The organism is Marinobacterium zhoushanense, from assembly GCF_014641945.1.
Taxonomy (GTDB): domain Bacteria; phylum Pseudomonadota; class Gammaproteobacteria; order Pseudomonadales; family Balneatricaceae; genus Marinobacterium_D; species Marinobacterium_D zhoushanense.
In genome coordinates this window covers 397,706-417,346 of the sequence record NZ_BMIJ01000007.1, presented here as the reverse complement: position 1 = coordinate 417,346, position 19,641 = coordinate 397,706, and the positions used below count along the sequence as shown (strand labels likewise).

General features: G+C 58.2%; 21 protein-coding genes. 10 read left to right on the top strand and 11 right to left on the bottom strand.

Features of this window, described 5'->3' with window-relative positions:
- Nucleotides 1-247 precede the first annotated feature (247 nt).
- From IEX40_RS17980 to IEX40_RS17970, 3 genes are all read right to left on the bottom strand, one after another.
- Nucleotides 248-688, bottom strand: a complete 441-nt coding sequence (locus IEX40_RS17980; protein ID WP_188750781.1) for a hypothetical protein — start codon at nucleotides 686-688, stop codon at nucleotides 248-250.
- Between the two features lie 518 nt (nucleotides 689-1,206).
- Nucleotides 1,207-1,494, bottom strand: a complete 288-nt coding sequence (locus tag IEX40_RS17975; RefSeq protein ID WP_188750780.1) for a hypothetical protein — start codon at nucleotides 1,492-1,494, stop codon at nucleotides 1,207-1,209.
- Nucleotides 1,495-1,589: 95 nt separating this feature from the next.
- On the bottom strand, nucleotides 1,590-2,144 hold the full coding sequence (locus IEX40_RS17970) for a DUF1439 domain-containing protein (RefSeq protein ID WP_188750778.1): 555 nt from the start codon (nucleotides 2,142-2,144) through the stop codon (nucleotides 1,590-1,592).
- A gap of 750 nt (nucleotides 2,145-2,894) precedes the next feature.
- On the opposite strand from IEX40_RS17970, the gene IEX40_RS17965 reads away from it, so the two are divergent.
- Complete coding sequence (locus IEX40_RS17965) at nucleotides 2,895-3,854, top strand: integron integrase (RefSeq protein ID WP_188750777.1); 960 nt, start codon at nucleotides 2,895-2,897, stop codon at nucleotides 3,852-3,854.
- Here IEX40_RS17965 and ung read toward each other — a convergent pair.
- The 6 genes from ung to IEX40_RS17935 all read right to left on the bottom strand — a co-directional run bounded on the left by ung (nucleotide 3,849) and on the right by IEX40_RS17935 (nucleotide 8,796).
- Nucleotides 3,849-4,544 carry a uracil-DNA glycosylase gene (gene ung, locus IEX40_RS17960; protein WP_188750824.1) on the bottom strand — a complete coding sequence of 232 codons (696 nt, stop codon included), beginning with the start codon at nucleotides 4,542-4,544 and terminating at the stop codon, nucleotides 3,849-3,851. The genes IEX40_RS17965 and ung overlap by 6 nt on opposite strands.
- A gap of 27 nt (nucleotides 4,545-4,571) precedes the next feature.
- Nucleotides 4,572-5,018, bottom strand: coding sequence for a hypothetical protein (locus tag IEX40_RS17955; RefSeq protein WP_188750775.1), 447 nt, complete (start codon nucleotides 5,016-5,018; stop codon nucleotides 4,572-4,574).
- A 54-nt stretch (nucleotides 5,019-5,072) separates the two neighbouring features.
- Nucleotides 5,073-6,581, bottom strand: coding sequence for a lysine--tRNA ligase (lysS, locus tag IEX40_RS17950; protein WP_188750773.1), 1,509 nt, complete (start codon nucleotides 6,579-6,581; stop codon nucleotides 5,073-5,075).
- A 48-nt stretch (nucleotides 6,582-6,629) separates the two neighbouring features.
- On the bottom strand, nucleotides 6,630-7,724 hold the full coding sequence (gene prfB / locus IEX40_RS17945) for a peptide chain release factor 2 (protein WP_188750771.1): 1,095 nt from the start codon (nucleotides 7,722-7,724) through the stop codon (nucleotides 6,630-6,632).
- 113 nt (nucleotides 7,725-7,837) lie between these two features.
- Nucleotides 7,838-8,353 (bottom strand): flavodoxin, encoded by a 516-nt coding sequence (locus IEX40_RS17940; RefSeq protein ID WP_188750769.1) that lies wholly within the window; start codon nucleotides 8,351-8,353, stop codon nucleotides 7,838-7,840.
- A gap of 119 nt (nucleotides 8,354-8,472) precedes the next feature.
- The gene (locus IEX40_RS17935; RefSeq protein ID WP_188750767.1) at nucleotides 8,473-8,796 is read right to left on the bottom strand and encodes a phasin family protein; all 324 of its coding nucleotides are present in this window, start codon (nucleotides 8,794-8,796) and stop codon (nucleotides 8,473-8,475) included.
- A gap of 168 nt (nucleotides 8,797-8,964) precedes the next feature.
- On the opposite strand from IEX40_RS17935, the gene gloA reads away from it, so the two are divergent.
- The 3 genes from gloA (at nucleotide 8,965) to IEX40_RS17920 (ending at nucleotide 10,908) form a co-directional block, all read left to right on the top strand.
- Complete coding sequence (gene gloA / locus IEX40_RS17930; RefSeq protein ID WP_188750765.1) at nucleotides 8,965-9,357, top strand: lactoylglutathione lyase; 393 nt, start codon at nucleotides 8,965-8,967, stop codon at nucleotides 9,355-9,357.
- Between the two features lie 217 nt (nucleotides 9,358-9,574).
- Nucleotides 9,575-10,384 (top strand): tetratricopeptide repeat protein, encoded by an 810-nt coding sequence (locus tag IEX40_RS17925; protein WP_188750763.1) that lies wholly within the window; start codon nucleotides 9,575-9,577, stop codon nucleotides 10,382-10,384.
- Nucleotides 10,385-10,446: 62 nt separating this feature from the next.
- Nucleotides 10,447-10,908, top strand: coding sequence for an RDD family protein (locus tag IEX40_RS17920; RefSeq protein WP_188750760.1), 462 nt, complete (start codon nucleotides 10,447-10,449; stop codon nucleotides 10,906-10,908).
- Between the two features lie 24 nt (nucleotides 10,909-10,932).
- Here IEX40_RS17920 and lptG read toward each other — a convergent pair whose 3' ends face one another.
- Both lptG and lptF read right to left on the bottom strand, forming a co-directional pair.
- On the bottom strand, nucleotides 10,933-12,000 hold the full coding sequence (gene lptG / locus IEX40_RS17915) for an LPS export ABC transporter permease LptG (protein WP_188750758.1): 1,068 nt from the start codon (nucleotides 11,998-12,000) through the stop codon (nucleotides 10,933-10,935).
- Nucleotides 11,997-13,124 carry an LPS export ABC transporter permease LptF gene (gene lptF / locus IEX40_RS17910; RefSeq protein WP_188750756.1) on the bottom strand — a complete coding sequence of 376 codons (1,128 nt, stop codon included), beginning with the start codon at nucleotides 13,122-13,124 and terminating at the stop codon, nucleotides 11,997-11,999. Before lptF ends, lptG begins: the two co-directional genes overlap by 4 nt.
- Nucleotides 13,125-13,304: 180 nt before the next feature.
- Between lptF and IEX40_RS17905 the strand changes: the two genes are divergently transcribed.
- From IEX40_RS17905 to IEX40_RS17880, 6 genes are read left to right on the top strand one after another with little or no spacing between them, the layout of a single operon-like run.
- Nucleotides 13,305-14,813, top strand: coding sequence for a leucyl aminopeptidase (locus tag IEX40_RS17905; RefSeq protein WP_188750754.1), 1,509 nt, complete (start codon nucleotides 13,305-13,307; stop codon nucleotides 14,811-14,813).
- Between the two features lie 9 nt (nucleotides 14,814-14,822).
- Nucleotides 14,823-15,245: a DNA polymerase III subunit chi gene (locus IEX40_RS17900; protein ID WP_188750752.1), complete on the top strand. Its 423-nt coding sequence runs from the start codon at nucleotides 14,823-14,825 to the stop codon at nucleotides 15,243-15,245.
- Between the two features lie 36 nt (nucleotides 15,246-15,281).
- The gene (locus IEX40_RS17895) at nucleotides 15,282-16,427 is read left to right on the top strand and encodes an efflux RND transporter periplasmic adaptor subunit (RefSeq protein WP_188750750.1); all 1,146 of its coding nucleotides are present in this window, start codon (nucleotides 15,282-15,284) and stop codon (nucleotides 16,425-16,427) included.
- Entirely contained in the window at nucleotides 16,424-17,146 is a 723-nt protein-coding gene (locus tag IEX40_RS17890) for an ABC transporter ATP-binding protein (protein ID WP_188750749.1), read from the top strand. Before IEX40_RS17895 ends, IEX40_RS17890 begins: the two co-directional genes overlap by 4 nt.
- The gene (locus tag IEX40_RS17885) at nucleotides 17,133-18,350 is read left to right on the top strand and encodes an ABC transporter permease (protein WP_188750746.1); all 1,218 of its coding nucleotides are present in this window, start codon (nucleotides 17,133-17,135) and stop codon (nucleotides 18,348-18,350) included. The genes IEX40_RS17890 and IEX40_RS17885 overlap by 14 nt, the downstream gene beginning before the upstream one ends.
- Nucleotides 18,343-19,536: an ABC transporter permease gene (locus IEX40_RS17880; protein ID WP_188750744.1), complete on the top strand. Its 1,194-nt coding sequence runs from the start codon at nucleotides 18,343-18,345 to the stop codon at nucleotides 19,534-19,536. Before IEX40_RS17885 ends, IEX40_RS17880 begins: the two co-directional genes overlap by 8 nt.
- The last annotated feature ends 105 nt before the right edge of the window (nucleotides 19,537-19,641 follow it).

Sequence of the window (19,641 nt, the reverse complement as noted above, 5' to 3'; positions counted from 1 at the left end):
TGCGGGGGGCCACTAAAGGCCGTCTAACGAATGAGGTCCCGTTCAGCGCGTTTCATCATGGCCATGGCTGAGAAGCCAGTATACAGGCCGAATGTAGAGCGGCAGTCCGACCACCTTACGAAATCAATTTAGCACTTGTGGTAATAGGGGGAGTCCATGTAGCCCGCATTTGGGGCCGTAGTGAAGCGCAGCGGAACGGAGGTCCCAGCCCCGCAGGGGCGAACAACATGCGCTTGTTATGTGATAGCTATTTGATGTTGGGTAATCCATAGAACCACAAGCTAGCTGCGCTAAGTATTGATAGCAATACAAATACCACACTGAATAATATTGATATCCCGTATCCAATATTCGCTCTTCTAAGCCACCATATGAAACCACCATTTTCAGGGAAGCGCTCTGGTAAATAATCACCACGATGTTTATTTAGAGTGTATTTCACATGGGAAAATCTCGCAGCCTCAGCGTCTAAAATCCAGGCGGAGAAAATTGATAAAACCATACCGCAAATGGGAAAGGCAATTACTAGCTTGCCTAAATGCGATATGACCTTAGGGTACACATAGGGTATGAATGATACAAAAAGGATCATGAAACCAAATCGATAGATCATTTGCCAATAGAGAGTATTTCTATACTTCCATTCATCCCAAAGCATATTAATCAGGTCTTTGTCTTTTTCATCCATGCTAGGAACCTTGCTTCACATAACGCCGCACTTTGGGGCCGGAGCAGCGTAGCTGCGGAGGTCCCAGCAACACGAAGTGTTGCGACGACAGTGCCTTGTTATGATTATACGTTAATAATATACATCCCTTCATTCTATAACCATTTCCATACAACTCACACTATATACTTTTATAAATCTTTATAGTTTAACTATTCTTTATATTTACCATAGTTATAAATAACTAATAGAGAAGAAAACCACAATAGCGTATAGATTTCCAAAATATTATTTAAATCAATATTAAAACCAAAACTTTCGTTAATTATGTCAACAATAATTCCACTGTAAAAATATAACAATACCCCTACCGGAATAACTCCGAAAAATAGAAGGTAAAGAATATTGCGATCTCTAGCTTTCATATAAATCCATTTATCTCAACATCATAACGCCCGTATTTGGTGCCGTAGTGAAGCGCAGCGGAACGAAGGTCCCAGCCCCGCAGGGTCGAACAACATGCGTTTGTTATGTGTTTTTTACATATCCGCATAGTTCTCGAAACCTTTGAGCCAGATAACACCTTTAGATGAGACGTTAAGTACTTCCGCTTCACGTATTGGAGAATATGTCTCATCACCTATTTCAACCTCTGAAATTGTATAGATGCGCTCACAACTTTCCCAACTTATAAATGGGCACTTATTCGGCTCTTGATTCCAAGGTATCTTTGAACGCCTTTTTAGTTCATTGAGTGCGTCTTCGAAGGTGCTGAAATCCCCCTGCCATTCCGCATGAACTTCATCTTCTATCGAGAATTTATTCATAGCTGAATTCCACATAACGCTCAATTAAGGGGCCGAAAAAGCGTAGCTTTTGAGGTCCCAGCCCGTTTGCGGGCGACTTGAATTTATTGTTATGTTTATATGCCCAGGACAACAACAAGATCCTTGCCCTCAACCGATACATTTTTTAACACGGCATAAGCTGCCGCCTGTTTTAAGTCAGTTTTCTTTAAAGTATATATTGGGTTCTTAGAGAAATATTCACTCAATGCCTTTTCTATCGCCTTATTTACCTTGGGCTTGATACTTTCAGCTAAACCCTGAACTGAAAAGTTCTCCACTACCGGATCAGTTAGGAAAAACTTCCCCTCATCAGCCATGTACGATACACCGCCTGATATATCAATAGAACCACCGAGGGGTTCAGGATTTTCGTTAACCCGGACATTCAATTCTACATCCATGCCACCAGCGATACGACCTGACCCATCTATCAATTCAACTCTTGGATGCTGCAATGTCACGTCGATAATAAATAGATACGTTTTTGTTAATGGCAGCTTCTCATCCATAGCAGCCTTTATTTGAGACTCTGGAATTCTGACGATATATTCTTTGCCGGAAAAATATATGTACGTCCCTACCAAAATAATCAGCAGTACCGCGACTATTGATATTATTCGATTTTTCATGCCCGTCCTTAAACATAACGCTTAGCTCACGAGTCCTGGTTGCGCGTAGCGTAAGCAGGATCTCATGTAGCGGCTTGTTGATGTGCGCCGCCACGCCATAATATCAGGCCCTGACGACTTTTGAAGTCGGCTCCACATTACACGGTGTCAGAGTCGATAATCTCAGGACCTGCCGAACTTCCGAAAAACCAAGCCCAATATCCCGATTCATCTTTCCGTGAACCCGCCGGAGGTGTCGCCGGAACTCGTGTTCCTTCGCGCCTCCGGCGGGTTCACGGTAGCGTAAAAAGAACATCGGCGACATAGGACTTTTTCTGAATCTTGCACGCCTGATAAAATCCATTCTTGTGCGATCCTTTTTAAATACGTCTCAACGCGATGTAACTGAGCAATATTAATGATCAGGCGTCATCTTCAACATTTTAATACTGTGCATGCGCGTTTACGCACCGAGTATGAGCTTGGAGAAGTCGATCTAAGCGTCTGAAGAGAAAAGAATAATCGACAAGTCATAGCTGTCTTCCTCCGATGAAAACGAGCATGCGCGTTTTGCTGCTCTGACGTGCGCAGTATCCCACTGCGGCTTTTCCATAATGTCTTGATATTGGACCAATTTTATTCATATCGTCAATGACAAGTGAGCACACGCAGGCAGAAAAACGCGCACACTGGCTGGACACCATAATATATACTGTATATATATACATACCACCATGGACGAATTTTTCACGGGTACAGGGAGTACACGACATGGGTAGAAGCCCCCTGCTTGAGCGGGTGCGTAGTGAGATGCGCCTGCGCGGCTACAGCATCCGAACTGAGAAGACATACCTCCAGTGGATCAAACGCTATATCCACTTCCATAACCTTACCCATCCAGCTCAAATGGGCGCTGACGAGGTGCGCGCATTTCTTTCGTGGCTCGCAAATGAGCAGTATGTAGCGATAAACACCCAGAAAACGGCTCTCAATGCGCTGGCATTTCTCTATCACAAAGTGCTGTCAATCGAATTGGGAGACCTCGATTTTCAGCGTGCAAAACGACCGCGCCGCCTGCCGTCAGTTCTTTCGACTTCAGAGGTTGCATCGATTCTGGCTCAGCTGGAAGAACGGGATCATCTGATCTTCGCTCTGTTGTACGGCAGCGGGCTGCGTATCACCGAATGTCTGAGGCTTCGCATTCAGGATATAGGTTTAGAAGATGCCTGCATAACCGTCAGGGATGGAAAAGGCAACAAGGATCGCAAGACGCTATTAAGCCGAAAACTGATCCCCGCAATTCAGGCTCAGCTTACCCGTGCGCAGCTTGTGCAGGAGGCCGACAATCGGATCGGTTACGGCCCCTCCCTACCCTATGCATTGCACAAGAAGTATCCCAACGCTTATCGCCAAAGTGGATGGATGTATCTGTTCCCCTCGTCAGCACTCAGCAACCACCCAATATCAGGCAGACTCTGTCGCCACCACCTACACGACTCGGTGCCACGCAAAGCGCTCAAACTTGCCGTTGCCAGGGCGGGCATTCAGCACAAGCGTGTCAGTTGCCACACCTTTCGCCATAGCTTTGCCACTCACTTGCTGGAAGCGGGACGGGACATTCGAACGGTGCAGGAGTTGCTTGGACACAGCGATGTGAAAACGACGCAGATTTATACCCATGTAATCGGGCAGCATTTTGCCGGTACCTATAGCCCGCTGGACGCGCTATAGCGCCTTCACGACCTGCTCAGGTAATTGCCAGTCAACCGGCGCACAGCCCCGGTTTTCGAGCCAGGCATTGGCTTGGGAAAAATGCTTGCAGCCCAGGAAGCCGCGGTGCGCGGACAGGGGCGACGGGTGTGGGGCTTTTAGAACAAGATGTTTGCTCTGATCAACGAAAGCCGCTTTCTTCTGCGCATAGCTGCCCCAGAGCATGAACACCACATGCTCACACCGCTCATTGACCAGGTGGATAACACGGTCGGTGAACTGCTCCCAGCCCTTGCCCTGATGGGCGTTGGCACTGCTGTCCTCGACGGTCAGCACGGCGTTGAGCAGCAGCACACCCTGGTTAGCCCAGGACTCCAGGTAACCATGGCTAACCGGGGTGGTGCCCAGGTCCGCCTGCAGCTCTTTATAGATATTGACCAGCGAGGGCGGCACCTTGATACCGGGCTTAACGGAAAAGCAGAGGCCATGGGCCTGACCCGGCTGGTGATAGGGATCCTGGCCGAGGATGACGACACGGACACTGTCCAACGGCGTCGCCTCAAGGGCGTGGAACCAGTTACTGGAATGGGGGTAGATGGTCACCTGTTGCGCCTTGCGCTGCTGCAGAAAGGCTTTCAGTTGCTGCATATAGGGTTTGTCGAATTCAGGGGCCAGCAACGGCTGCCAACTCGGTGCTTTATCCAGTGCCATCTCTACCTCGCCCATTTTCTATCTCGATTACAACTGTCCACTATCGCGTATGCGCCCATCGGCACTGCGCAACGCTTTGACCACCTGACCATGCCAGATCGAATAGTACCTAATCTTACCCGGTGCGTGGGAGAAGAAGGCCGACAACAGGATGATCAGGATAAAGCAGACCGCCGCTGTCGATGGCCAGATCAGCGCCACCGCCAGCAACACCAGCTTGAGCAGTACCGCCTGACCACGCAGCTGGAACAGCCAGACACCATCGCCCCAGATCTCGACCAGCATCATTATCGTGCCGGTCAGCAACGCCAGCAGGCCGTACAGGCTCCACTGATCGAACGGCAGACCGTAAAGGAACAACCCGGCAACGCCGGCAACGCCGACCAGATGCAGCCCGCGCAACACCAGGCTGATGTAGCGCTTGCCCGGCAGGTTGCGGGAGGTTTCCGGAAACAGTAGCTGCTTGATGCCCATTCGATTGCTCCAAAAAAGAAAGCCGCATGCAGCGGCTTTCTTAACCAGGCCCGATCAGGCGCGTGGGCGCATGGCCGGGAACAGGATCACGTCGCGGATCGACGCGGAGTCGGTGAACAGCATCACCAGACGGTCGATACCGATCCCCTCACCGGCGGTCGGCGGCAGGCCGTACTCCAGCGCGTTGACGAAGTCGCCATCGTAGTGCATCGCTTCGTCGTCACCGGCATCCTTCTCCTCCACCTGCTTGCGGAAACGCTCGGCCTGGTCCTCGGCGTCGTTCAGCTCCGAGAAGCCGTTGGCCAGTTCACGACCGCCGACGAAGAACTCGAACCGGTCGGTGACGAACGGGTTGTCATCGCTGCGACGGGCCAGCGGGCTGACCTCGGTGGGATATTCGGTAATGAAAGTCGGCTGCTGCAGACGGTGCTCGCAGGTCTCTTCGAAGATCTCGATCTGGATCTTGCCCAGACCCCAGCTATCCTTGACGTCGATATCGAGGTGCTGGGCGATCTCACGGGCGGCGTGCTCGTTGGACAGCGCTTCGGCATTGATCTCCGGGTTGAAGTGCAGGATCGCGTCGAACACGGACATGCGGGCAAAGGGTTTGGACAGGTCGTATTCGACGCTGTCGAGGACCTCACCCGCTTCGTTACGCACGGTGTTGACCAGCGTTGTGGTGCCGAGCACGTTCTGCGCCACGGTGCGCAGCATCTCTTCGGTCAGGTCCATCAGATCGTGGTAATCGGCGTAGGCCTGATAGAACTCGATCATGGTGAACTCGGGGTTGTGGCGGGTCGACAGCCCTTCGTTACGGAAGTTGCGGTTGATCTCGAACACGCGCTCGAAGCCGCCCACCACCAGGCGCTTCAGGTACAGCTCCGGCGCGATACGCAGGTACATGTCGATATCCAGCGCATTGTGGTGGGTGACGAACGGCCGCGCCGAAGCGCCACCCGGGATCGCTTGCAGCATCGGGGTTTCCACCTCGAGGAAGCGACGCTCGGCGAGGAACTGGCGGATAGCGGCGATGATACGGAAACGGGTTTCGAATACGGTGCGCGACTGCTCGTTGGTGATCAGGTCCACGTAGCGCTGACGGTAGCGCATCTCCATGTCCTGCAGACCCTTGTGCTTATCGGGCAGCGGGCGCAGGCTCTTGGTCAGCAGCTGGAACTGCTCCATGTCGACGTAGAGATCGCCCTTGCCCGATTTGTGCAGGGTACCCTGAATGCCGACGATATCGCCCAGGTCCACGGTCTTGGCGAAGGCGCGCGCCTCCTTGTTGACGTAGAGTTGGATACGACCGGTCATATCCTGCAGCACCATGAACGCGCCCCGGTTGAGCATGACACGACCAGACACAGCCGCCTGAATGCCCGCTTCCTCCAGCTCCTCCTTGCTCTTCTCACCATGTTCCTTCTGCAGGTCGCCAGCGTAACTGTCGCGGCGGAAGGTGTTGGGGAAGGCATTACCCTGCTCGCGCAGCGCGGCGAGTTTTTCGCGGCGCTCGGCGATCAGGCGGTTTTCATCTTGCTGAGGATTCTGAGCGTTGTCGGACATCAGGCTGCTACCTTAAAAGTCGGCTTAAATCGGTCAAATTCGGTTCGGTTAGAGGCCGGCCTTAAGGCTGGCTTCGATAAACATGTCGAGATCGCCGTCGAGCACGCGATCACAGTTGGAGGTCTGCACGTTGGTACGCAGATCCTTGATGCGGGAGTCATCCAGCACGTAGGAGCGGATCTGGCTACCCCAGCCGATATCGGCCTTGTTGTCCTCGACCAGCTGCGCGGCTTCACGACGCTTGAGCATCTCCATCTCGTACAGTTTCGCGCGCAGCTGCTTCATACAGAAGTCACGGTTCTGGTGCTGCGAGCGCTGGGTCTGGCACTGCACCACGATCCCTGAGGGTTCGTGAGTGATTCGCACGGCCGATTCGGTACGGTTTACGTGCTGACCACCGGCGCCGGAAGCGCGGTAGACATCGACACGCAGGTCAGCCGGGTTGATCTCGATCTCCACGTTGTCGTCGATCTCAGGCGAGACGAATACAGAGGAGAAGGAGGTGTGACGGCGACCGCCGGAGTCGAACGGCGACTTGCGCACCAGACGGTGGACGCCGGTTTCGGTGCGCAGCCAGCCGAAAGCGTACTCGCCCTGAAAACTGATGGTGGCGGACTTGATACCGGCCACTTCACCTTCGGACACCTCAACCAGCTCGGTCTTGAACCCTTTTGCCTCGCCCCAGCGCAGGTACATGCGCAGCAGCATATTGGCCCAGTCCTGCGCTTCGGTACCACCGGAGCCGGCCTGAATATCAAGGAAGGCGTTGTTGGCGTCGGTTTCGCCGGAGAACATGCGACGGAACTCGAGCTGAGTGAGCTTCTCGGTCAGCGACGCGACCTCGGCTTCCACTTCGCCGACGGTATCCTCGTCACTCTCCTCAACCGCCAGGTCGAGCAGCTCCCGAGCATCAGCCACACCGCTGGTGAGTTCATCGATGGTCTCAACAACAGCTTCCAGACTGGCGCGCTCGCGGCCGAGCTGCTGCGCGTTTGCCGGGTCGTTCCAGACCGCCGGGTCCTCAAGCTCGCGCTGCACCTCTTCCAGGCGCTCCTTCTTCAGATCGTACTCGAGATAGGTGCGCAACAGCTTGGTGCGCTCGCCGATATCCTTGAGGCTGTTCAGTATCGGGTTGATTTCCATCGGGGGTTAAAGCTCGTTATTGGAAAAAGGAGCGTATTCTACCCGATCTGCCTCGCTGTTTGAATTCTGTGCGACGATGGATTATGGGATTCGGCTGGATCCACCCGTCCGGTTCAAACACCGAAGGCGTTCAGCACCTGCGGCACCCAGCGTTCGATTCTGCCACCGGTTTCACCCGGTTGAGCATCCTCGTCAAGCGCCAGGCCGACAAAGCTGTCACCGGCTTCGTTCAACGCACGCGAGGCGTCGAACTCATACCCCTCTATCGGCCAGGGCGCGACCAGTTCGCCGCCCTGCGCGACAACCCGTTCCGCAAGCATGCCCATCGCATCGAGAAACCACTCGCCGTAACCGATCTGATCACCCACCCCGAACAGGGCTACCTTGCGGCCAGTAAAGTCGACTCCGCTCAGGGTTTCCCACTCCGCGTCCCAGTCCTCCTGCAGCTCGCCGAAATCCCAGGTGGAGATACCGAGAATCAATAGATCGTAGCCGGATATCGATTCGACACCTGCGGTGGCGATGTCATGCAGTTCTACACTGACACCATCGATCACGCCGGCGATCCGCTCGGCGATGCTTTCGGTATTACCGGTAGTACTGGCGTAAAAGAGGCCTATCTTGTTCATCGTCTATCAAACTCATTGGCGGTATACGGCGGAGCGCCAAACTACCACCACGGCCACATAATAAAAAGGCAGTCGCGGGCTAAAACCGCTGACTGCCTGTCTATCTAAAAATCTAATGTTCAGCTCGAGTACTTATCGAGCGTGCCCTGTGTCAGTTTCTGGATTGCATCGCGTGCATCCTCAAGTGCCTTCAGATTCTGCTGATTGGCCGAACGCAGCGTATCTTCCAGCTCTTTAGCGTAGGCTTTCTGCAATTCAAGCAGATCGGCTGGGGTTTTGCAGTTCTGCCACTCTTTGGTCTGATGCACCGTCGCTTCGATAAACGCTTTCGTGCAATCCATCTGGTGGCGGGTCAGCTCCTCCAGCATCTTGGTCTGGATATCAACCAGCTCTTTGAACGGTTCCATCGACTGGTTGAACATCTTATTCATATCTTGAAACATGGCGCACCCCATCCTTTGTTGTTTTGTTCACTAATATTCCTACTCCGCGAGCATATAAATGCACCCTCGCGGGGTCACTCTTATTTAGTCACTCTAATTAATCATTGTAGACTTGTATGAGCAATACACGTTCCGTGCAAATCACCATTTTTCAGGAGGATTTTCCTCATGCGCCTACTTCACACCATGCTACGCGTCTCCGATCTGGAAAAATCGCTCTCCTTCTATACCAGCGTCCTGGGCATGAAGTTGCTGCGTCGCAAAGACTATCCGGAGGGAAAATTCACTCTGGCCTTCGTCGGTTACGGCGACGAGTCGGAGCAGACAGTGCTCGAACTGACCCATAACTGGGACACCTCCAGCTACGATCTCGGTACCGGCTACGGCCATATTGCCATCGAGGTAGAGGATGTCTACGCCGCCTGCGACAGCATCAAAGCGAAAGGCGGCGAGGTGGTGCGCGAGGCGGGCCCGATGAAACACGGCTCCAGCATTCTCGCCTTCGTCAAGGATCCCGACGGCTATATGATCGAGCTGCTCAGCCCCGGCCGTAAAGACTAATAGTGTTGCAGCGCGGTATGCCGGGCTGCGCCGGAGCCGCTTTTCCTATACAATCCCGGCCAACATTAGAAGAACCTGAATTGCCGGTGGCCTTCAGGCATCGCCTGAAGCCCGCACACGCCGGCCAATTACAGCGTTACGTAGCCGAATTACACACATACCGACGGATCCAGCACTCGGGTCTGAACATCCAGTTATTTCGCAAGGCATGGGTTTGATGAAAAAATTCGCACTTTTGACAACAGCCGGCCTGCTGCTGAGCCTGCAGGTTGGGATGGCTGAAGCCGCTTCAATCAAGGCTGCTCAGCGCGCTTTCGATGCCAAGGATTACGCAGCTGCGCTGACCGAGCTGACACCCTTGGCGAAAGAGGGCGATCCGGCTGCCCTGAACCTGCTCGGCCAGATGTATGAAAACGGCTGGGGCGTGGACGCCGATGTTGAGATGGCGCAGCGTTACTATGAGCGCGGTGCCCGTCAGGGGCATCTGGACAGCGTCAACAGCCTGCGCGCGCTGAAAAACAAGGCCTACAAGGCAGAGTTCGACAAGATCAAGCCGGCCGCTGATGCCGGAGACGCCGATGCACAAAACCGCATCGGTGAGATGTACGAGTTCGGTCAGGGGGTCAAGCGCGACATTGACCAGGCCTTCAGTTGGTACCAGAAAGCCGCCGATCAGGGCAACGTTACCGCCTGGCACAACCTGGGCCGCTGCTACAACTTCGGCACCGGTGTCGAGCAAAACTACGCCACGGCTGAAGAGTGGTACCGCAAAGCGGCAGCGCAGGGCCATCAGGAGGCGATGTTCTTCCTCGGCACCCTGTACGCAACCGACCATGGCGGCGACACCTCAGCCGACTCGGATGTGATCGCCTATGCCTGGATGCACAACGCTGCCGCGATGGGCAATCCGACCGCCCAGGCGATTGAAGTGCGACTGAAGATGAAGCTGGATGAAGAACAGCAGGGTGAGGCCGATGCCCTGGCCGAAGAGTACAAAGCCCGCTTCGTGACCCCGTTCAGTAACTGATCGTCGGGCCGGGGCGCTCAAGCGATGCACCCCGGCCCGCGTTAAATATTGGTTCCCACCCCATGCGCCGCCCTTTCCGCGAAGAGATATCCGACATCCGACCGGCCAGTTTCGGCAAACGTCTGCTGGCGATGCTGTACGATTTCCTGATTCTGGTTTCGATCTGGCTAGGCGTCGCCATTATTGCCACGGCGATCAATCAGGGTGCGGTGGATTCCGCCATGGGACGTGCGGCGATGCAGTCGGCGCAGTTCTGCTTCAGCTTTCTTTTTTTCGCCTATTTCTGGACCCGCAACGGCCAGACTCTCGGCATGCAGGCCTGGCGTCTGCGCGTGCAAACCTTCGATGGCCAGCGCCTGAACTGGACGCAGGCACTGATCCGTTTCCTCTGCGCCATCATCTCCTGGCTTCCGCTGGGCCTCGGCTATTTCTGGATGTTGTTCAGTGACGAGCGCCTGACTTGGCACGACCGCTGGTCTGAGAGTTGCGTTGTATCACTGCCCAAAAAAGCGCGAGACAAATAACAGCCAACCCAGGGTGCAAAAGCCTTATCCAGCCCTGCGCAACAGCACCAGACCGACGGCGAAACAGATCAGGATCGGCAGCAGAATCGCCAGCAGAGGCGCAAAGCCAAATACGCTGCTGGCCGGACCCAGCAGGTCCTGAGCGAACTTGAAGCAGACCCCGCCTATTACCCCGGCGATCACCCGCTGCCCGGCGGTCACGTTACGCAGCGGGCCGAAGATGAATGACACGCCGATCAGCACCAGTGCCGCAATCGACAACGGCTGCAACAGCTTGCCCCAGAACGCCAGACGATAGTTGTCCGAGTTGACCCCCTGCTCCTCGAGATACCCCGAGTAACGGGCCAGCCCGGTAATCGACAGATCGGTAGGCTCAACAATAATCACCGACAGCAGCTCCGGCGTCAGTCCGGTAACCCAGTGTTCCTCATCCTGCCGACCGGCTTCGGTGCGACCATCGACAAAGCGGGTTTCGCGAATATCCTGCAGAATCCAGCCATCGTCGGACGCCTGCCCCGTCGCGGCATAGCTGGAGCGCAGCAGACCGTGCGTTTGATCGAACTGATAACGGGTCACACCGTGGATGGTACCGCCGGGCTCCACCGCGGCGATGTGGATAAATTCGTCACCGTCGCGATGCCAGGCGCCTTCGTTGGCGCGCAGGACACCATCACTGGCCATTGCCACCGCGCGCCCGCTCAGCGCCAGACGCTCGCTGGCCGGCGCGATGAACTGCCCCAGCGCCAGCTCCAGCAGCATCAGCAACAACACCGGTTTGAATACTGCCAGCACGATACGCGCGGTGGAAAAGCCGGCCGCCCGCATCACCGTCAGCTCCGACTGGCTGGCCAGGGAGCCCAGGCCAATCAGACAGCCGACCAGCGCGCTCAACGGCAACATCTCGTAGATTCGACGGGGCAGGGTCAGCGCCAGATACTGCAGCATGGTCGCGAACTGATAGCGCTCGCTGAGCCGGTCCATCTCATCGATCAACGCCGACAGCAGGTCCAGCCCGACCACGATCAGCAGCACCACGGCGATCGCCGACAGTACATGCCGGGCGATATAAAGCTCCAGGCGATTGACGATCATGCGCTACCCTCCTGCTCCGGTTTGCGTTTCCAGGGCAAGCGCAGCGCCGGCAGTTTATTCCACACCGACTCCCAGAAGCGGTCGGCAAAGATCAGGTTCGCCGCCAGTGCCAGGAAGAACAGATGTACCATCCACAGTGCCCAGGGGCCGGTGCCGCCATCCTCTATCGCCGAGCGGGTCGCGGTCAGCAGGGTGACATAGAGCAGATAGATGACGATCGAGGGGATCAGCTTGGCATAGCGGCCCTGGCGTGGGTTGGTGCGAGACAGCGGCACTGCGATCAGGGTCACGATGAACACCAGCACCGGAAGCGACAACCGCCAGTGCAACTGGGCTTGTTCACGGGTGCTTTCGCCATGCCACAACAGCAGGGTCGGCTTGGCCTCGATCTCATTGATCGTCAACCCGGCATCCGCCTCAGGCAGCCGCACCCCGTACTCACCAAAACGGGTGGCGCTGTAATCGGCCCGGCCCGGCGTGCCATCGAATCGGAAACCATCCTCGAGCACCAGAAAGCGCCCCTGCTCTTCGATGATGCGTTGCTGCGCCACATTGGCGAACAGCAACAGCGGTTGCCCCTTGTCGTTCTGTTGCGCGATGAACACCTGTTCCAGCGTGCCATCCTCGGTATTCAGGTGCTGGGCGTAGGTGACCTGATTGCCCTTACCCTGGGATTGAAAGCGTCCGGGGGTCAGCAGCTCCAGTTCACTGCGTGCCTCCTGCTGAGCAAAGATCTGTTTGGCCTGGCCGACCCCCCAGGGGGCGGCCCAAAGCGAAATAACCGCGACCAACACCGAAACGAACAGCGCCGGTCCCAGGGCGAAGAGCACCAGTCGTTTGTGGCTGACACCACAGGCGCGCAGCACCACCATCTCGCTTTCGAGATAGAGGCGACCGAAGCCGAGCAGAATGCCGAGAAACAACCCAAGCGGCAGCAACAGCTCGAGAAAACCGGGGATGCGATAGGCCAGCACCAGCAGCACAAAGTCGGCATCGAGCTTACCGGTGGCGGCATCGGCCAGATATTTGATCAAACGCGCGCTGGTGATAATCAGCAGCAACACGGCGGTAACGGCCGTGGTGGAGAGTAGTACCTCGCGGGAGAGATAACGGAAAATAATCAAAGCTCAATCCCTGTCGCGATTCTGGAATACGGATATCAATGATGTGACGCACCGCTGTCGGTTTAACGGGATCGCGTCTGGCACTGATTCCCGCAACCGCTGTATAGTGCGGCTATCTTGTATATGTAAGCGGGCCGCATTATCCCGCAATCAGTCAGCAATGTCTTGTATGGAGTCGTCATGGATTTCGAAATCGTCAATGGTCCGATTGAAGCACTGGAAACGGATTGCGTCGTGGTCGGCGTTGAAGCGGAAGGCAAACCTGCCCCCACCGCGGCCGCACTGGACAAAGCCGCGTCGGGCTATATTCAGGAGCTGATCGAAAGCGGCGACATCACCGGTAAAGCAGGCGAGCAGCAGATGCTGTTCAAGGTGCCCGGCATCAAGGCCAAGCGCGTGCTCGTGCTGGGCCTGGGCAAGGCAGACGAGCGTAAGGATCGCCACTATCGCAAGCTGGTTGGCGGCATCGCCGGCACCCTGAAGAAAGCCGGTGTCAGCAGTGCCGTGGTCGCACTGGACGGATTGGCCAGCGAGCAGCAGGACACCTACCGTCAGACCCGTCAGCTGGTCGAATGGGCGTCCGAAGAGCTGTACCAGTACGACATCACCAAGAGCAAGAAGGCCGACCCGATCAAGCTGGAGACCTTGTCGATCCTGCTCAGCGAAGATGAAACCGAACTCGGCGAAGGTGCCCTGCTCGACGGCGCGGCGATCGCCAACGGAGTCAGCAGCGCCCGTGAAGTAGCCAACCTGCCCGGAAATATCTGCACGCCGAGCTACCTGGCCGAGCGCGCCATCGGCCTGGCGGAGACCTTTGAAAGCATCAGTGTCGAGATCCTCGACGAAGCACAGATGGAGGAGCTTGGCATGGGCGCCCTGCTCTCCGTCGGTCGCGGCAGCGCGCAACCTTCGCGACTGATCGTGATGCAGTACAAGGGCGGTAACGAGGACGAGAAACCCCATGCCCTGGTCGGCAAGGGGATCACCTTCGACACCGGCGGTATCAGCCTCAAGCCCGGCGCCGAAATGGACGAGATGAAGTTCGACATGGGCGGTGCCGCCAGCGTGCTCGGCACCATGGAGGCAGTCGCCGAGATGCAGCTGCCGCTCAACGTGGTCGGTGTTATCGCCGCCGCCGAAAACATGCCCGGCAGCAAGGCTACCAAGCCGGGTGATATCGTCACCACCCTCTCCGGCCAGACCGTCGAGATTCTCAACACCGATGCCGAGGGCCGTTTGGTACTGTGCGACGCACTGACCTATGTCGGTCGTTTCCAGCCGCAGAGCGTGATCGATATTGCCACCCTGACCGGCGCCTGCATCATCGCCCTGGGTCATCAGGCTTCAGGTCTGCTCAGCAACAACGACGAGCTGGCCGATGCGCTGCTCGACGCCGGCGAGTACGCTGCCGACCGTGCCTGGCAGTTGCCGCTGTGGGACGAGTTCCAAGAGCAGCTCGACTCCAACTTCGCCGATATCGCCAACATCGGCGGGCGCCCGGCCGGCACCATTACCGCCGCCTGCTTCCTGGCGCGCTTCACCAAGGAGTACCGCTGGGCACATCTGGATATCGCGGGTGTGGCCTGGAAGAGCGGCAAGGCGAAGGGCGCCACCGGACGCTGCGTACCGCTGCTGAGCCAGTATCTACTCGATCTGGCGGAGCAGAAAGAGAGCGCGGAACAGGGCTGATCCACACCGATGAGCCGTGCCGACTACTACATCCTCGCCGATGCCGACCCGGACAGCCGCGAGCTGTTCCTGTGTCGGTTGTGCGAGAAGATCCTCGGCCTGGGGCTGAGGATCTACATCCACATGCCGAGCGAGGAGGACGCGACACGGCTCGATCAACGGCTGTGGGCGTTCCGCGCCGAGGCTTTCGTACCACACGTGATACTCGGGAAGAAGCCGTCGGCACCGATCGAGATCGGCTTCGGTGGGCAGCGCCCCGACCATCGCGACGTGTTTATCAATCTTGCGCTCTCCCTGCCGGAGGACGCATTCGGATTTCAGCGTATCGTCGAGATCGTGGTGCAGGATGCCGCGATACTTGAAGCGACACGACAGAACTACCAGCGCTGCCGCGAGCAGGGCCTGGAGCTGCACCGCACGGATATGCGCTAAACATACGCCCATCGAGGGAGGGGCTCAGGAGTTCGCATGAAGCGCGCACTGATACTGTTATCGATCGCCCTGCCGGCTGCAGCCGGCATCTGGTATCTGACCCGTCCCGATCCCATTAGCATTCCGCTGATCCGAATAGAGGCCGGTCCGGTCGAGGTGATCGCCGCCAACAGCCGTGCCGGCACCATCCGCGCCTGTGACCGCTCACGACTGTCGATGCCGCTGGGCGGTCGGGTCGAGGCGCTGTACGTCGATGAGGGCGACCGGGTCAAGCCGGATCAGGTGCTGCTGCGTCTGCACGATGATGAGCAGCAGGCGCGGGTTGCCCAGGCCGATGCCAATCTCAAGGCCGCACGCCTGGAACGCAAACGCGCCTGCGAACTAGCCGAGTTCAACCGTCGTGAGCTGAAACGCTCCCAATCCCTGGCCGAGCGCAATCTGGTCTCTGCCGAACAGCTCGACCGCCTGGCCAACGACGCTAGCCTCTCCGCCATCAGCTGCGAGCAGGCCGGTGTCGCCATCGAGCAGGCCGAGGCCCAGCTTGCACTGTACACCGCGCAACTGGACAAGATGCAGCTGCGCGCGCCGTTCGCCGGCATCGTCGCCGAGATCAACGGCGAACCGGGCGAGTACACCACCCCCTCCCCGCCCGGCGTCGCCACTCCACCGGCGGTGGACCTGATCGATGACACCTGCCTCTACGTGCGCGCCCCGATCGATGAGGTCGAAGCCGCGCAGTTAATGCCCGGCCAGCAGGCACGGATTACCCTGGATGCCTTCCGTGGCGACCGTTTCAGCGGCACGTTGAAACGCATCGCCCCCTTCGTCTCCGAACTGGAGAAGCAGGCGCGCACCGTCGACGTGGATGTCTACTTCGATCCGATTCCGCAGAACACCCGGTTGCTGGTCGGCTACAGCGCCGATGTGGAGGTGATTATCGAGCGCCACGCCGATGTTCTGCGCATCCCCACCGAAGCGCTGCTGGAAGGCAATGCGGTACTGCGTTTCAACCCCGATAACGCCACCCTGGAGCGGGTAACCGTTGACACCGGCCCGGCCAACTGGAGCTGGACCGCCATCACCGCGGGCCTGTCGGCGGGCGACCTTATCCTCACCCGGCTGGATATCGATGGCGCCGTGGATGGCGCTGCGGTGACGCCACAATCAACGCCCGCACCATGATCCGTCTCGAGCAACTGTGCAAGACCTACCACCTCGGCGGTGAGAGCGTGCACGCGCTCGACCATCTCGACCTGCGTATCGACGCCGGCGACTACCTGTCGGTGATGGGCCCCTCCGGCTCGGGCAAGTCGACGCTGTTGAACATGCTCGGTCTGCTCGACACGCCGGACAGCGGCCGCTACTGGCTGGAGGAGCAGGAGATGGGCGCACTCAACGAGGAGCAGCGCGCGAAGGTACGCAACCAGCGTATCGGTTTCGTGTTCCAGGCCTACCACCTGATCGACCGGCTCAGCGCCCGCGAGAATATCGAGCTGCCGTTGATCCTGACCGGCGTAGCGCCGCGCGAACGTCGCCCCCGGGTGGACGAACTGCTCGAACGTCTGGGCCTGGAGCATCACGCCACGCACCACCCGCACCAGCTCTCCGGCGGCCAGCGTCAGCGGGTCGCCATCGCCCGCGCGGTCATTCGCCGCCCCGCCCTGTTACTGGCCGACGAGCCCACCGGCAACCTGGACAGCCACGCCAGTGGCGAAGTGATCTCGCTGCTGGAGGAGCTCAACGGCGAAGGGATCACCCTGCTGGTGGTGACCCACGACCCGGCCATGGGCGGCCGCGCCCGACGCCGACTGTGGATGCAGGATGGTGCGCTGATCCGCGAAACCAACGGCGACGGTAACGTCACCGACAGCGAACCGGACAGGGCCGATGCGCCTCGCTGACCTGATCCAGTTCAACCTGCACCTGCTGCTGCGGCAGTGGTTCCGCACCCTGATGATCCTGCTCGCCACCGCGGTCGGCGTCGCGGCAGTGCTGCTGCTTACCGGTCTTGGCGAAGGAGCACGGCGCTTCGTGCTGGAGGAGTTTTCCCTGCTCGGCCAGGATACCCTGATCATGCTGCCGGGACGCAAGGAGACCACCGGCGGCTTGCCACCGCTGACCGGAGAGGGCACCCGCGACATCACACTGGAGGATGTCGCGGCGCTGGAGCGTTTGCCCGAGATCGAGATGGTGGCACCATTGATCGTCGGTAACGCCCAGGTCTACGTGGGCGGGCGCAACCGCGAGATTCTGACCCTGGGCACCAGTGCACGCTTTTTCGACCTGCGCCAGCTCAGCATGCAGCAGGGGCAGGCCTTGCCTCAGGCGCCGCTGGAGCAGGCCGGGTCGGTCTGTGTCATCGGCCCGGAGGTGCGCGATATTCTGTTCGGCACTGCGCCCGCGCTCGGTGAGTGGATACGGGTCGGCGACCGCCGTTTCCGCGTCATCGGCATCGTCGAGGATCGCGGCGAGTCGCTGGGGATGGATGTCAGTAACCAGGTGATCCTGCCGGTAGCCTCGGCGCAGCAAATCTTCAATACCCAGGGGATGTTCCGCGTGCTGCTCAAGGTGCGCCCGGGCGCCTCGTTCGACGGTGCCCGGCAGCGCGTCCTCGAGTTGATGCAGCAGCGCCACGGCGGCGAGCGCGACATCACCCTGATCACCCAGGATGCGCTGCTCGGCGCTTTTTCCGACATTCTGCATCTGTTGACCCTGTCGGTAGGCGCCATCGCCGCAATCAGCCTGGTGGTGGCCGGTATCCTGATCATGAACATCACGCTGATCAGCGTCAGCCAGCGTACCGCCGAGATCGGTCTGCTCAAGGCGCTCGGTGCCAGCGCCAACCTGGTGCGCCTGCTGTTTCTCAGCGAGGCGCTGATGCTGTCGGCACTGGGCGCACTGCTCGGCATCGCCTCCGGCTACGCCCTGCTCTGGCTGGGACACAGCATCTGGCCCCAGTTCCCGGTATCGGTGCCGTTCTGGGCACTGAGCGGCAGCCTGGTGATCGCGCTCGGCGTCGCCACCCTGTTCGCCTGGCTGCCGGCCCGACGTGCCGCGCGCATGGCCCCGGTATTGGCCTTGAGAGGCGAGGTACGGGATGCTTAGCCAAGACTATCTACGCCTGACCCTGGGTACGCTCAGTGCCGGCAGGATGCGCTCACTGTTGACCATTCTTGGCATCGCCATCGGTATCGCCGCGGTGATGATGTTGACCACCCTGGGCGAGGGCGTACGCCTCTATGTGCTGGAAAACTTTTCCCAGTTCGGCAGCCGTATCGTCGCCGTGACCCCGGGCAAGACCCAGACCGGCGGCCTGGGCAGCATTCTCTCCAGTACCCGTCCAATCAGCCTCGAAGACGCACACAGCTTTCGCTCCCTGCCCTACGCTATCCATGTGGTGCCGATTGTCCAGGGTGCTGGTGCCATCGAGTACGGCAACCGCGTGCGCCACACCGATATTCTCGGCACCGGGCCGGACGCTGCTGCCGCCTGGCGTTTCAACGTGGTGCTCGGCCGTTTTCTGCCCTCGAGCGCCGGCTACTCCCAGCCCTATGCCGTACTCGGCCACAAGGTGCGCAATGAACTGTTCGGCGAAGCCAACCCGCTGGGTCAGTTCATCCGTGTCGGCGGCGAGCGCTATCGGGTGGTCGGCGTGATGGAGGAGAAGGGGCAGATGCTCGGTTTCGACCTGGACGATATCGTCTATATCCCCATCGATCGCGCACTGAATCTGTTCAACCGGGCCGGACTGATGGAGGTGGATGTCACCTACCAGGCGGCGACGACGGCGCAGGCGATGGCCGAGCGTATCCGCGCCCGACTAATCGCCCGCCACGGCGGCGAGGACTTCACCATCATCACCCAGGACGAGATGCTGGCCAGCCTGGACCGCATTCTCGGTATCCTGACTCTGGCGGTCGGCGGACTGGGCGGTATCTCCCTCCTGGTCGGTGCCATCGGCATCCTCACCATCATGGTCACCACGGTACGTGAGCGGCGCAGCGAGATTGGGCTGTTGCGTGCGCTCGGGGCCACCTCACGCCAGGTACTGCTGCTGTTTCTGAGCGAAGCGATGCTGCTGGCGCTTGCCGGCGGCATCGCCGGACTGCTGCTCTCGGCACTTTCACTCGGTTTGCTGGCGCTGGCCATTCCCGCATTGCCGATCCAGATCAGCCCCCTGTTCCTGCTGCTGGCGCTGGGCTTATCCGCCGCTGTCGGATTGTTGGCTGGGGTGCTGCCGGCTCGACAGGCCGCCAGACTGAATCCCGTTACAGCGCTACAGAGTGAATAGCGCTCAAACCCTCCTCCCCGCCGCTCCATCGAACTCCGCCAGAACCCCATAGGAAAAATATTTCATATAGACTAATGTCGAATAAACGTCTGAAATGCCGAAGCA

Bases quoted from the DNA above. Each gene is read 5' to 3' on its own strand.
- ung (WP_188750824.1), bottom strand. From the start codon at position 4,544: ATGGCACTGGATAAAGCACCGAGTTGGCAGCCGTTGCTGGCCCCTGAA.
- IEX40_RS17925 (WP_188750763.1), top strand. From the start codon at position 9,575: ATGAAAAAATTCGCACTTTTGACAACAGCCGGCCTGCTGCTGAGCCTG.
- IEX40_RS17880 (WP_188750744.1), top strand. From the start codon at position 18,343: ATGCTTAGCCAAGACTATCTACGCCTGACCCTGGGTACGCTCAGTGCC.
- IEX40_RS17955 (WP_188750775.1), bottom strand. From the start codon at position 5,018: ATGGGCATCAAGCAGCTACTGTTTCCGGAAACCTCCCGCAACCTGCCG.
- IEX40_RS17885 (WP_188750746.1), top strand. From the start codon at position 17,133: ATGCGCCTCGCTGACCTGATCCAGTTCAACCTGCACCTGCTGCTGCGG.
- IEX40_RS17980 (WP_188750781.1), bottom strand. From the start codon at position 688: ATGGATGAAAAAGACAAAGACCTGATTAATATGCTTTGGGATGAATGG.
- IEX40_RS17890 (WP_188750749.1), top strand. From the start codon at position 16,424: ATGATCCGTCTCGAGCAACTGTGCAAGACCTACCACCTCGGCGGTGAG.
- IEX40_RS17895 (WP_188750750.1), top strand. From the start codon at position 15,282: ATGAAGCGCGCACTGATACTGTTATCGATCGCCCTGCCGGCTGCAGCC.
- IEX40_RS17965 (WP_188750777.1), top strand. From the start codon at position 2,895: ATGGGTAGAAGCCCCCTGCTTGAGCGGGTGCGTAGTGAGATGCGCCTG.
- lptG (WP_188750758.1), bottom strand. From the start codon at position 12,000: ATGATCGTCAATCGCCTGGAGCTTTATATCGCCCGGCATGTACTGTCG.
- IEX40_RS17970 (WP_188750778.1), bottom strand. From the start codon at position 2,144: ATGAAAAATCGAATAATATCAATAGTCGCGGTACTGCTGATTATTTTG.
- IEX40_RS17935 (WP_188750767.1), bottom strand. From the start codon at position 8,796: ATGTTTCAAGATATGAATAAGATGTTCAACCAGTCGATGGAACCGTTC.
- IEX40_RS17905 (WP_188750754.1), top strand. From the start codon at position 13,305: ATGGATTTCGAAATCGTCAATGGTCCGATTGAAGCACTGGAAACGGAT.
- IEX40_RS17900 (WP_188750752.1), top strand. From the start codon at position 14,823: ATGAGCCGTGCCGACTACTACATCCTCGCCGATGCCGACCCGGACAGC.
- IEX40_RS17920 (WP_188750760.1), top strand. From the start codon at position 10,447: ATGCGCCGCCCTTTCCGCGAAGAGATATCCGACATCCGACCGGCCAGT.
- gloA (WP_188750765.1), top strand. From the start codon at position 8,965: ATGCGCCTACTTCACACCATGCTACGCGTCTCCGATCTGGAAAAATCG.
- IEX40_RS17940 (WP_188750769.1), bottom strand. From the start codon at position 8,353: ATGAACAAGATAGGCCTCTTTTACGCCAGTACTACCGGTAATACCGAA.
- lysS (WP_188750773.1), bottom strand. From the start codon at position 6,581: ATGTCCGACAACGCTCAGAATCCTCAGCAAGATGAAAACCGCCTGATC.
- IEX40_RS17975 (WP_188750780.1), bottom strand. From the start codon at position 1,494: ATGAATAAATTCTCGATAGAAGATGAAGTTCATGCGGAATGGCAGGGG.
- prfB (WP_188750771.1), bottom strand. From the start codon at position 7,724: ATGGAAATCAACCCGATACTGAACAGCCTCAAGGATATCGGCGAGCGC.